Annotated in this window: 9 protein-coding genes and 1 pseudogene; 4 read left to right on the top strand and 6 right to left on the bottom strand. The window is 65.6% G+C overall.

What is annotated here, in order from left to right; translation table 11 throughout:
- Positions 1-161 precede the first annotated feature (161 nt).
- Positions 162-557: an EAL domain-containing protein gene (locus tag VQ042_RS25935; protein WP_442880036.1), complete on the bottom strand. Its 396-nt coding sequence runs from the start codon at positions 555-557 to the stop codon at positions 162-164.
- A 35-nt stretch (positions 558-592) separates the two neighbouring features.
- Positions 593-1,765 (bottom strand): annotated as a pseudogene (locus VQ042_RS05335) (EAL domain-containing protein); the annotation flags it as partial.
- Between the two features lie 196 nt (positions 1,766-1,961).
- Between VQ042_RS05335 and VQ042_RS05340 the strand changes: the two are divergent.
- The 3 genes from VQ042_RS05340 (at position 1,962) to VQ042_RS05350 (ending at position 6,384) form a co-directional block, all read left to right on the top strand.
- The gene (locus VQ042_RS05340; RefSeq protein WP_331816347.1) at positions 1,962-3,566 is read left to right on the top strand and encodes a GMC family oxidoreductase; all 1,605 of its coding nucleotides are present in this window, start codon (positions 1,962-1,964) and stop codon (positions 3,564-3,566) included.
- A gap of 121 nt (positions 3,567-3,687) precedes the next feature.
- Positions 3,688-4,671 (top strand): ABC transporter substrate-binding protein, encoded by a 984-nt coding sequence (locus VQ042_RS05345; RefSeq protein WP_331816349.1) that lies wholly within the window; start codon positions 3,688-3,690, stop codon positions 4,669-4,671.
- 12 nt (positions 4,672-4,683) lie between these two features.
- On the top strand, positions 4,684-6,384 hold the full coding sequence (locus tag VQ042_RS05350) for an ABC transporter permease (RefSeq protein ID WP_442880042.1): 1,701 nt from the start codon (positions 4,684-4,686) through the stop codon (positions 6,382-6,384).
- A 10-nt stretch (positions 6,385-6,394) separates the two neighbouring features.
- Here VQ042_RS05350 and VQ042_RS05355 read toward each other — a convergent pair whose 3' ends face one another.
- From VQ042_RS05355 to VQ042_RS05370, 4 genes are all read right to left on the bottom strand, one after another.
- A complete protein-coding gene (locus tag VQ042_RS05355) occupies positions 6,395-7,489 on the bottom strand; it encodes an ABC transporter ATP-binding protein (protein WP_331816353.1) in 1,095 nt (364 codons plus the stop codon).
- A 153-nt stretch (positions 7,490-7,642) separates the two neighbouring features.
- Positions 7,643-8,233 carry an ion channel gene (locus VQ042_RS05360; protein ID WP_331816579.1) on the bottom strand — a complete coding sequence of 197 codons (591 nt, stop codon included), beginning with the start codon at positions 8,231-8,233 and terminating at the stop codon, positions 7,643-7,645.
- Positions 8,128-8,577, bottom strand: a complete 450-nt coding sequence (locus VQ042_RS05365; protein ID WP_331816355.1) for a hypothetical protein — start codon at positions 8,575-8,577, stop codon at positions 8,128-8,130. Before VQ042_RS05365 ends, VQ042_RS05360 begins: the two co-directional genes overlap by 106 nt.
- A gap of 229 nt (positions 8,578-8,806) precedes the next feature.
- Positions 8,807-10,486 (bottom strand): formate--tetrahydrofolate ligase, encoded by a 1,680-nt coding sequence (locus VQ042_RS05370; protein ID WP_331816357.1) that lies wholly within the window; start codon positions 10,484-10,486, stop codon positions 8,807-8,809.
- Positions 10,487-11,148: 662 nt separating this feature from the next.
- On the opposite strand from VQ042_RS05370, the gene VQ042_RS05375 reads away from it, so the two are divergent.
- Positions 11,149-12,096, top strand: coding sequence for a choline ABC transporter substrate-binding protein (locus tag VQ042_RS05375; RefSeq protein WP_331816359.1), 948 nt, complete (start codon positions 11,149-11,151; stop codon positions 12,094-12,096).
- Positions 12,097-12,123 lie beyond the last annotated feature (27 nt).

Consider the following 12,123-nt stretch of genomic DNA (forward strand, 5'->3'; position numbering starts at 1 on the left):
CGCAGAGACCCCGGGAAGGACTCACAGCGCCTCAGGCGAATGACCGCAGCATGGGACGACGAGTTCCTTGCAAGCCTCGTCAGACCCTGAGCTCATTCACCCGATTCCCCTGCGTTCGGCCTACGACGCGTCAGCCAACGGCGGACGGCCCGGGCAGGCCCCTATGCCGCAAGTTCGAGCGGCTTTTCCATGGCATCGCGAGACACGATGAAGTCGGCGAAGGCCTGGATGCTCAGCGGACGCGAGATGTGATAGCCCTGCACATAGTCGATGCCCGGCCGCATCTGGAACAGTTCGTGAAGACGCTCCGCTGTCTCGATGCCCTCGACCACCATCACCCGGCCCGAACAATGGATCATCTCCACGGCATGATGCAGCATCCGGGCCATCACGCTTCCGACCGGAGCCATGGCGAAGGCACGATCGAGCTTGACGCCTTCGACCGAAAGCGCCGCGAGGTTCTGGATGCTCGAATAGCCGGTTCCGAAATCGTCGATATAGGTGAAGATGCCCGCTTCGCCGAGGCTCTCGATCTCCCGCTGGGCATGCTCCACCACGATGGCATCGCTTTCGACGAGTCGATGACAATGCGGAAGCGGTCGGGTTCGGCCGCAAAGGGCCGGAAGATCTCGCGCAGCGCAGCGCTGTCGAGATCGCGCGGAAAGACGTTGAAGGTCACCTTCAACTGCCGGTCCGTCGGCATGGCAGCCGAGAGTTCGCGATAGGCCCGTTCCACCACCATCCGCGTGAATTTCAGCGTGAGCCCGTATCGCTCAATGAGCGGGATGAACCGGTCCGGATAGACGATCGTGTCGTCGATATCGCGCCAGCGGGCTAGGACCTCGCAGCCGGCGATCCGGCCGGTGGCCAGTTCCATGATCGGCTGGTAGGCGCAGACCACCGTCTCCTCGGAAATGTAGCGGCGAAACCTGGCATCGAACGCCCAGCGCCGCACGATGAGAGCGCGTGCCTGCAGGGCCAGGACGGCGGCCATGAGCCCCGCGAACAGCAGAGCGGCAATCGCGTACGGTGCACCGTCCTCGAGCAGAGCCATCACCGACGTCTGCGTGGCGACGCAGACCATCCCGCTTGCGCCACACGTGATGTCGCGGAGGTTTCCGTCCAGCCACGGCGTGCTGTCGACCGCCAACTGTCGGTTGCGTTCGAACAGCCCGGAAGTACCGCCCAGATGCCACCAGCGACCAGCCTCTGCCGCAATGACGGTTTCAATTTCCATCCATAGCGGCACGGCCAGCGGAGTGCCGGCGTCGCGCACGACGATGGCGAAGGAGCCTTTGCTGATGATGCTCCCCGCGAGCCCGTCAAGGTCCGAGAACGTCAGGTCCCGGCTGATCCAGGCAGAGATCTCCGATCCAATGCGGATGTCCGGCTCGCCCAGTTGCAGAGGGGTCTCGAACACGCCCATGTTCGCTGAGCAAAGGGCTTTGCCGTCAGTGACATAGAGGAACTCGTGGAAGCCATCCGGCAGAAAGGCGACGCGGCGCAATTGCCCGTTGAATTCCTGTGTGCAAGGCGCGGAGGTGACCTGCGCTTCCAGTGCGGCAAATGTGGAGAGCAGATTATTGTGGATCTTGGCGTAGGGGGCCAGCGCGACGCGGCTCTCGTCCAGCATGGCCTGCCGCGCCTGATGCAGGGCGAACAGGCCCGCCGAAGCAATCAACGTGAGGAAGATAATGATCCCCAAGACGATCGCGATGATCGTTTGCTGGCGACGAGAAATGAAAAGACTGACAAGCTTCGCCATGAAACCGCTGCTAGGTTTTCAGTCCCGGCAGTCAATGCCAAAACCCTCTACGAGTGCTTAAAAAATGCACACGACATGCGGGCGGCTCGAAGCTTTACAAGCGTCGCAAGGCCGCACCTTCCCCAACGGCCCCCTGTGACCCTTTGGGCGAGCGACCGGCATTTCCCAAGCCGGCAGTTTCGGCTAGAGCGAGGTCATGGAAGAATTCGACTATATCGTCGCCGGTGCCGGTTCGGCTGGATGCGTTCTCGCCAACCGGCTCTCGGCCAATCCGCGCAACCGGGTGCTGCTGCTCGAGGGGGGTGGCAAGGACAACTGGATCTGGTTCCACATCCCGGTGGGCTACCTCTTCGCCATCGGCAATCCCCGTTCCGACTGGATGTTCAAGACCTCCGCCCAGACCGGGCTGAATGGCCGGGCGCTGTCCTATCCGCGCGGCAAGACGCTCGGCGGATCCTCGGCCATCAACGCGATGATCTACATGCGCGGCCAGGCTGCGGATTACGACCATTGGCGCCAGCTTGGGCTTGCCGGCTGGGGCTGGGACGACGTCCTTCCGCTGTTCAAGGCGATCGAGGATCATGTGGACGGCGCGAGCGAGTTCCACGGCGACGGCGGCGAGTGGCGCGTCGAGCACCCACGCATCCGCTGGGACATCCTCGACCGGGTCCGCGATGCCGCCCTTGCCGCTGGCGTTCCCAAGATCGCCGACTTCAACACGGGCGACAATGAGGGCTCTGCCTATTTCCAGGTGAACCAGAAGGGCGGGCGACGCTGGAGTGCGGCGCGCGGCTTTCTCAAGCCCGTCCTGCACCGGCCCAATCTGAAGGTCGTCACCGGCGTGATGATCGATCGCGTAAACGTGCGCGCCGGCCGCGCCGTGTCGCTGCAATATCGCCGGGATGGCCAGACCTTCGAGGCGCTGGCGGCCGGCGAGATCGTGCTGTCGGCCGGTGCCGTCGGCTCGCCGGTGATCCTGGAGCGCTCGGGCATAGGCGACACCGACCGACTGAAGACCCACGGCATCGCGTCGGTCCGCCATCTGCCGGGGGTCGGCGAGAACCTGCAGGACCATCTGCAGATCCGGCCGATCTACAAGGTCCACGGCATCAAGACGCTGAACAGCGAATACAAGAACCTCTTCCGTCGGGCGATGATGGGCGTCGACTACGCGCTGCGCCGCCGCGGCCCGATGACCATGGCACCGAGCCAGGTCGGCGCCTTCGTGAAGTCGACGCCGGACCGGGCAACGGCGGATCTGGAGTTCCATTTCCAGCCGCTGTCCCTGGACGACTGGGGCAAGGGCCTGCATTCCTTCTCCGCCTTCACCGCCAGCGTCTGCAATCTGCGTCCGACGAGCCGCGGCAGCGTCCATCTGAGCGGATCGCTGGTCGAGGACACGCCGGATATCTCACCGAACTACCTGGCGACGGACGAGGATCGGCAGGTGGCGGTGGAAAGCCTGAAATGGGCCCGTCGGATCGTCGGGCAGGCGCCGCTGGCCCCGTATCGACCGGAGGAATACAAGCCCGGTGCGCATGTCGTGTCGGACGAGGACATGCTGGTGGCGGCCGGCGATCTCGGCACGACGATCTTCCATCCGGTCGGAACGGCGAAGATGGGGACGGATGGCGACGCCGGCGCAGTTGTCGACGAGCGACTGCGGGTGCGCGGCGTCGATGGGCTCAGGGTCGCCGATGCCTCGGTGATGCCGACCATCACGTCCGGCAACACTAATTCGCCGACCATCATGATTGCCGAAAAGGCCGCGCGGATGATCGTCGAGGATTCGCGGATCTGAGCCACCTCCCTGCCCATCGTCTGCCAGCCGGTCATCATCCTGTCACGGGTGTCGCTGTAGTCGGCCCCTATGGGGGACGCCGACCTTTCAGCGATTCCCGAACCACTTTGAGGAGAACACCATGATCCGCAGCTTCGGCCTCGCCGCCGCCACGCTTGCCGCCACGCTTCTGTCCGGCACGGCCTTCGCCCAGTCGGGCAAGCTGGTGCTCTATACCAGCCAGCCGAACGAAGACGCGCAGGCGACCGTCGACGCATTCGAGGCGAAACACCCCGACGTCGACGTGGAATGGGTGCGGGACGGCACGACCAAGGTCATGGCGAAGCTGCAGGCCGAGTTCGCCGCCGGCAATCCGCAGCCGGACGTGCTGTTCATCGCCGACAGCGTGACCATGGAAGGCCTGAAGCGCGACGACCGGCTGATGCCTTATGCCGACGCCGATACGACCGGTTTCGCCGAGGGCCTGTTCGATACGGACAAGACCTATTTCTCGACGAAGCTGATCACCACGGGCATCGTCAACAACACCCGATCCGAGATGACGCCTGCGTCCTGGAAGGACCTCGTCAAGCCGGAAGCCGAAGGCCAGACGACCATGCCGAGCCCGCTCACCTCGGGCGCCGCGCTGGTCCATCTGGCGACGCTGACCCAGAACCCGGATCTGGGCTGGGACTATGTCGCGGCGCTGGCCGAGAACGGCACCACCGCTTCGGGCGGCAATGGCGGCATCCTGAAGGCCGTCGCGGGCGGCGAGAAGGCCTACGGCGTCATCGTCGACTTCCTGCCGATCCGCGAAGCGGCAAACGGGTCGCCGGTGAATTTCGTCTTCCCCGAGGAGGGCGTCTCGGCCGTCACCGAGCCGGTGGCGATCCTGAAGACCGCGCAGAACCCCGAGGCTGCAAAGGCCTTCATCGATTTCATCCTCAGCGAGGACGGTCAGAAGCTGGCGGCGAGCCAGGGCTATCTGCCGGCCCGCGAAGGCGTTGCTGCACCCGAGGGCTTCCCCTCGCGCGACGAGATCAAGCTGATGCCCTTCGATGCGGCCAAGGCGCTTGCCGACGAGGAAGCGAACAAAAAGCGCTTCGCCGAACTCTTCGGTGGCTGACCGCTGACGCCCATCGCTTCCATTGTCAGACGTTTAAACGGCGAGAGCATCACTCTCGCCGTTCTTGTCGTTTTCGTCGGTCTCGTCAGCGCCGTGCCGGTCACGCGGCTCGTGGTGGAAGCCTTCGCCCCCGGTGGCACGCCCGATCTGGCCAATATCCGCGACGTGCTCGGTTCTCGCTCCACCTGGATCGCGGCCTGGCATTCGCTGGTGACTGCGACGCTCGGCACCGTGATCTCGCTTCTCCTCGGCACGCTCTTTGCGCTGATCGTCGCCCTCACCGACATTCGCGGCAAGGCAGCGCTGGTCTTCTGCTTCCTGCTGCCGCTGATGATCCCGCCGCAGGTGACGGCGCTCTCCTGGGCCCAGTTGTTCGGGCCTGCAAGTCCGCTGCTGATCACGCTGGGCCTTGCGCCCCCGCTCGGCTCGCCGAACCCGATCTATAGCCCCGAAGGCATCATCCTCCTCCTCGGCATACAGCATGCCCCGCTGGTGTTCCTGGCCGTGCGCGCCGGGCTGCGCGGCCTGCCGCGCGAGATGATCGAGGCGGCGCGGGCCTGCGGCGCGCGGCGCCTGCGCGTGCTGGCGACGATCGTCCTGCCGATGATGACGCCGGCACTGGTCGCCGGCGGGGCGCTCGCCTTCGTCTCGGCGGTGGGGAATTTCGGCATTCCCGCACTGCTCGGCATTCCTGCTGGCTATACCGTACTGCCGACACTGATCTACCAGCGGCTGGCGAGCTTCGGCCCGTCGATCATCTCGGAAGTCGCGGTGCTGTCGATCGTCGTCGGCGCCCTCGCCTTCGTCGGCTTCGCCGTCCAGGCCCTGGTCATTGGCAGGCGCGACTACCGGACCGTCGGCGCGCCGGCGCAGGCGCTGCGTTATGCGCTCGGCCGCTGGCGCGCGCCGATCGAGGGCGTCGCCTGGGCAATCATCATCGCCATCCTCGTCGTGCCGCTGATCGCCCTCCTCGCCACGTCGCTGGTCACTGCCTATGGCGTGCCGCTGACGGGCGAGACGATGACCCTGTCGAACTATGCCGAGGTGCTGTTCCGCCAGGACGCCACGGTGCGCGCCTTCCGCAATTCCTTCCTGCTGGCGGCGGGGACATCGCTGTTCCTGGTCACGGTCTGCGTGCCCTTCGCGGCCTTCGTCGTCTGGCGCAAGAGCCGGCTTCTCGACGCGCTGGCGATGACGGCGGAACTGCCCTACGCCCTGCCCGGCATCGTCCTCGGCATCGCCGCGATCCTGATCTTCATCGTGCCCCTGCCGGTGGTCGGCATCAGCCTCTACAACACGATCTGGATCATCTTCTTCGCCTATCTGGCGCGCTTCCTCACGTTGTCGCTGCGGCCGGTGATCGGCGCCGTGCAGCAGACCGACCGGGCGCTGGAGGAAGCTGCGAGGATGACCGGCGCGCGCTATCTGTTCCGGCTGCGCACGGTGGTCTTCCCGTTGCTGGCGCCGGCCGCGGCAGCGGGCGCGATCCTCACTTTCATGACCAGCTTCAACGAGCTCACCGTCTCGGCACTGCTGTGGTCGTCCGGCAACGAGACGCTGGGCGTCGTCGTCTTCAATCTCGACGATTCCGGCGCCACGGTCCTGGCCTCGGCCGTGGCCGCGGTAACAGTGGTGGCGATCATCGCGATCATGGGCGTGACGGCGCTGGCGGCACGCAGGCTGCCGCGCGGCGTGCTGCCCTGGACCGACTGAGGCTGCTGGCTCAGGCGGCGCGCGCGGCTGACACGCTCGCGGCCACCCCCGGCAGCAGCCAGCCATCCTGGACCCGGATGGTCACGCTCGTCCCTGCAGGTACCAGGCGCGGCGCCCAGACCGGCAGAATCTCGCGGGGTGCGGCCTCCGGGGCAACCTCCAGCAAGGCGTGCGAGCCCTTGAACGTCGACTTGACCACGCGAGCGGCAAACCCTTCGCCGTCGCTCAGGCCCAGATGCTCGGGCCGCAGGCACAAGCGGGCGGAGGCGCCAGACGGCGCCAGCGTCGCAGGAGCGGCCCGCACGTCGGCCTCGTGGTCGAACAGCGCGACACGAGCCTTGCCGGATGCCGCCGGGCCGACGACGCGGCACTGCACCACCGAGCCATTGCCGACGAAGCGGGCGACGGCCTCGCTGGCCGGTTCGCCATAGAGCGCCACCGGGTCGGAGACCTGCAGCACCTTGCCCGCTTCCATCACCGCGACGCGGTCGGCCATGGCCATCGCCTCGGTCTGGTCGTGGGTGACATAGACCATCGTCGCCTTGGTGCGTTCGTGGAATTCCTTGAACGTGTCCTCCATCGAGGCGCGCAGATTGACGTCGAGATTGGCCAGTGGCTCGTCGAGCAGCACCACGGCGGGGTCCATGGCAAGGCAGCGAGCCAGCGCCACGCGCTGGCGCTGGCCGCCGGAAAGGTCGGCTGGTCGCCGGTTCTCGAAGCCGGACAGGTCGACGGCGGCGAGCGCCTCCGCGACCTGGTCCGCCTTCGCCGCGCCCCTGATGCCGCGCACGCGCAGCGGATAACCGACATTTTCGGCAACGTTCATGTGCGGCCACAGCGCGTAGGACTGGAAGACGATGCCGACATTGCGGTCTTCCGGGGCGACGTGCCGGCCCTCACCGGCCATCGGCACGCCGTCGAAGCGGATCCACCCGCTTGTCAGCGTGTCGAACCCGGCAATCAGCCGCAGCAGCGTGGTTTTGCCGCATCCCGACGCCCCAAGCAGCGCCACGAATTCTCCCGCCGCGATCTCCAGCGACACGCCATCGACGGCGGCGGCATCGCCGAAGCGTTTGGTGACGGCGGACAGGCTGATTGCGGACATGAAGGACTCATCGTGATGCTGCGTTGCGGCAGAGGATAGAGCGGTCGTCGCCCCGATGCGAGACGAGACGTGGCAATCGGCTGGCGGCACGCCTCTCGACCAAAGGCACGGTATTGGTGAAAAGGCGGCGCGGGGCTGCGTCGGACGGAAACCTCAGCGCGAGGAGAACTGGTCCTCCAGCCGCTGCTGCCATCGGGGCGACAGGATGATGTGGTCGATCTCGGCGCGCAGCCGGTCCGACCCGCCGATCTGAAACAGCAGCATGGCGACAGTGCCCTCGAAGCGCTGGACGCTCTTACCATCCGCCGCGCTCTTGGCCGGCTGATAAGGATGGGCGATCCGGTCGATCTCGTCCGCGTCGAGGGCTTCCAGCGCGCTATCGAGACTGGCGAAGCTCGTCAGCTGCCGTGCCTCTTCCAGATCGCTCGCGGGCACCGCACCGTCCGCGACGAAACCCACATGCTGCTGCGATATGGCATCATCGAGACTGGGTCCGCCGCCCTTCTGGCCGGTGAGCGACACGAGATAGGCGGTCAGGATCGCGGTCAGCGCCATGGAAAACAGCATCCAGATCATCGCCACGACACGCCCGCCCAGCGTCTTCGGCACGAGATCACCGTAACCGATCGTCGTCGCCGTCACACCGGCCCACCAGAAACCGTCGCCGATGCCTCTGATGTGGGATTCGCGCGAGGCGAGGCCGCCGTCGTCGGTGCGCTCGACCAGCCAGAAGATCGTTCCCACGACCAGCAACAGGCGCTGATCATGCCGACGACCTTGAGGAAGCCGATGTTGAAGAGGCCGGCGAGTCCCTCGATGAAGCCCGAGGTACTCGACGCGCCGGGCGCGCCGATCAGTCCGATCGCGTCCACATGGAACGGCAGGCTGCGCACCATCCCGACGGCGGCCAGCGGCTCGGCATAAACCGGAAAGATGGTCTGCGACGGTTGCAGCGCTGGCTGGCTGCCGGCCTCGACCAGTTCATACCCGACACCCGCCGCGTCTGTCGCTTCGCGAAACAGATCGACCGCCGGGCCGCTCCAGTTCCCGTCCTCGTCCTGCATCGCATACGGCGCCATCTCGACCACCCCGACCGCCTGCGCGGTCGCGCTCGAACCGGGCAGGCAGAAGGAGGCAACAACGATGAGACCGGCGAGGAACCGGCAATAGCTTGGCATGATGGATCAGAACCCGATCGGAGAGAATTAGCAGGAACGGTCGCGTCGGCCCTCAGCTGATCGGTCATTCGAGCAGCAACAGGCTTAGTGCGGAACGCCGGCTTGCCGATCGCGATCCATCATTTCGGACGCGAGCCCCTTAAAACAGCCCCTCGATCTCCCCCGCCTCGTTGAGTCGGATGGTTTCCGCCGCCGGTTTCGAGGGCAGGCCGGGCATGGTCATGATCTCCCCGCAGATGGCCACGACGAAGCCGGCACCGGCGGACAGGCGCACTTCCCGGACATGCACGGTGTGGCCATCCGGCGCACCGCGACGGGTCGGATCAGTGGAGAAGGAATACTGCGTCTTGGCCATGCAGACCGGGAGCTTGCCGTAGCCGGCCTCCTCCCAGGCGGCCAGCTGGTCGTGCACGCTCTTGTCGGCCGTCGCCTCCACGCCGCGATAGATGCGCTTGACCACGGTCTCGATCTTCTCGAACAGGCCCATCGCATCCGGGTAGAGCGGGGCAAACTGCGAGACGCCGCTGTCGGCGAGGGCCACCACCTTGTGCGCCAGTTCCTCGATGCCGGCCGAGCCATGGGCCCAATGGCGGCAGACGATCGCCTCCTCGCCCATGCCGGCGACGTATTCCTTGATCGCCGCGATCTCGGCGTCGGTGTCCGTGACGAAATGGTTGATCGCCACCGTCGCGGGCACGCCGAACTGGCGGATGTTCTCGATGTGCCGCCCCAGATTGGCGCTGCCCGCCTTCACCGCTTCGACATTCTCGGTGCCGAGATCTTCCTTGGCGACGCCGCCATTCATCTTCAGCGCCTTGACGGTGGCGACGATGACGGTGGCAGCCGGCTTCAGGCCGGCCTTGCGGCACTTGATGTCGAAGAACTTCTCCGCCCCGAGATCGGCGCCGAAGCCGGCCTCGGTGACGACGTAGTCGGCCAGCTTCAGCGCCGTGGTGGTGGCGACGACCGAGTTGCAGCCATGGGCGATGTTGGCGAACGGGCCGCCATGCACGAAGGCCGGGTTGTTCTCGAGGGTCTGGACAAGATTGGGCTGCATCGCTTCCTTCAGCAGCACCGCCATGGCGCCATCGGCCTTGAGGTCGCGGGCGAAGACCGGCGTCTTGTCGCGGCGATAGGCGACGACGATGGCGCCCAGGCGCTTCTCGAGATCGGCGAGGTCGGTGGCGAGGCAGAGGATCGCCATCACCTCGGATGCGACGGTGATATCGAAGCCGCTCTCGCGCGGATAGCCATTGGCGACGCCGCCAAGCGAAGCGACGATGCCGCGCAGCGCCCGGTCGTTCATGTCCAATACCCGGCGCCAGGTGATGCGGCGCGTGTCGATATCGAGCGCATTGCCCCAGTAGACGTGGTTGTCGATCAAGGCGGCGAGGAGGTTGTGCGCCGTGGTGATGGCATGGAAATCGCCGGTGAAATGGAGGTTCATGTCCTCCATCGGCACGATCTGCGCATGGCCGCCGCCGGCCGCGCCGCCCTTCATGCCGAAATTCGGTCCGAGCGAGGCCTCGCGGATGCAAACTGCGGCGCGCTTGCCGATGCGGTTGAGGCCGTCGCCGAGTCCGACCGTGGTGGTGGTCTTGCCCTCCCCCGCCGGGGTCGGGTTGATCGCGGTGACGAGGATGAGCTTGCCGTCCGGGCGCCCCCCCAGCGACTTGATGAAGGGTGCGGAGATCTTCGCCTTGTCGTGGCCATAAGGAACGATGTCCTCTTCCGCGATGCCGAGCGTGGCGGCGATCTCGCGGATCGGCTTCTTGTCCGCGGCGCGCGCGATGGCGATGTCGGATGTGATCTCGGCCAACCCGGCTCTCCCTGTATCGTCTGCCTAGCAGGCGACCATAGGCAGCCGGGCGCTGCAATGCCAATGCCCGGAGCGCTCAGGAATATCTATCCCACGATAAGCTGCGCTTGGCAGTCCTGCCGAGGCGGGGCGGCATCGTCGAACGCAACGTGCGCCCAAGCTGCAACGGAAAGAGCCCGGACGCAGGCGCGTACCGGGCTCTTCATTCCTGGATCGCGATGCACGGCGTCGGGAGGAGAACACCGCAATCGGACCGTCAGCGCGGATATGGTGTCGAACAAGCCCGCCAACCGGGAGGAAGAAGCCGGGCTCCCCGTTCGGCCAACACCGCAGCAACCTCACTCTAGGCGATGCCGCCAAAAGATGCTGTCACCAGTTTGCTACAAATTGTACCAAAATCGCACAATTGATGCAGCGGGACGACATGCCCGCCATTGCAGCAGATGCCATGCCGTTAACGGGGCACGTGTCAGCACACTGAGACAGAAGGCCGGCGACGGCGGGTCTTGCAATGGCCGCGATAACGTGCCGCCTGGCGACGATAAATCTCGCGAACTGTTGCGTTCACCGGCTCCCACAGCAATAACAAGGCCATCGCCCCATTTTCATGCAGCCGCGGGACGCGCGAGCGCTCCGCCGGTCTGCCGATCAGGAGATATTCGATGCAGTTTTCAAGAATGCTCGCCGGTGCCATGCTCGGAACGGCGCTGTTCGCCGTACCCGCGCTCGCCCAGGAGAACGAAGCCTGCTCCACCGTCCGCTTTTCCGACGTCGGCTGGACGGACATCACGGCGACGACCGCCGTGACGACGGAACTCCTCAAGGGCCTTGGCTACGAGACCAACACCAAGGTCCTGTCGGTGCCGGTGACCTTCGCCTCGATGAAGAACCAGGACATCGACGTCTTCCTCGGCAACTGGATGCCCTCCATGCAGGCCGACATTGCGCCTTATCTGGAGGACGGCTCGGTCGAGGACGTCAAGACCAATCTGACCGGCGCGAAATACACGCTGGCGGTGCCCCAGTACCTGTATGACGAGGGGCTGCAGAGCTTCTCGGACATCGCCAAGTTCTCCGACCAGCTCGACAGCAAGATCTACGGCATCGAGCCCGGCAATGACGGCAACCGCCTGATCCTCGACATGATCGAGAAGGACGCCTTCGGTCTCGGCGATTTCGACATCGTGGAATCCTCCGAGCAGGGCATGCTCAGCCAGGTGGCCCGTGCGGAGCGCTCGGAAGACCCGATCGTCTTCCTCGGCTGGGCTCCGCATCCGATGAACAAGAACTTCGACCTCGAGTATCTCGCCGGCGGCGACGATTTCTTCGGTCCCGACTTCGGCGGCGCGACGGTCCACACGACGGTCCGCAAGGGCTTTCTGGAAGAGTGCCCGAATGTCGGTGCGCTGCTCTCCGACCTCACCTTCTCGCTGGAGATGGAGAACGCCGTGATGAGCGCGATCCTCGACGACGGCAAGAAGCCGGAGGTTGCGGCGCAGGAATGGCTGAAGGCCAATCCCGACCAGATCACCACATGGCTGGAGGGCGTGTCGACCAGGGACGGCGAGGCTGGCCTGCCGGCGGTCAAGACCTATCTCGGCCTGTCGTAAGCTCTGAAGGGTCGGCAGCGCCGGCCC

It is taken from the genome of Aurantimonas sp. A2-1-M11, assembly GCF_036549475.1.
Classification (GTDB): Bacteria; Pseudomonadota; Alphaproteobacteria; order Rhizobiales; family Rhizobiaceae; genus Aurantimonas.

What these genes read in the sequence shown, in the direction of transcription:
- VQ042_RS05340 (WP_331816347.1), top strand. Translation starts at nt 1,962, where the DNA reads ATGGAAGAATTCGACTATATCGTCGCCGGTGCCGGTTCGGCTGGATGC.
- VQ042_RS05345 (WP_331816349.1), top strand. Translation starts at nt 3,688, where the DNA reads ATGATCCGCAGCTTCGGCCTCGCCGCCGCCACGCTTGCCGCCACGCTT.
- VQ042_RS05375 (WP_331816359.1), top strand. Translation starts at nt 11,149, where the DNA reads ATGCAGTTTTCAAGAATGCTCGCCGGTGCCATGCTCGGAACGGCGCTG.
- VQ042_RS05355 (WP_331816353.1), bottom strand. Translation starts at nt 7,489, where the DNA reads ATGTCCGCAATCAGCCTGTCCGCCGTCACCAAACGCTTCGGCGATGCC.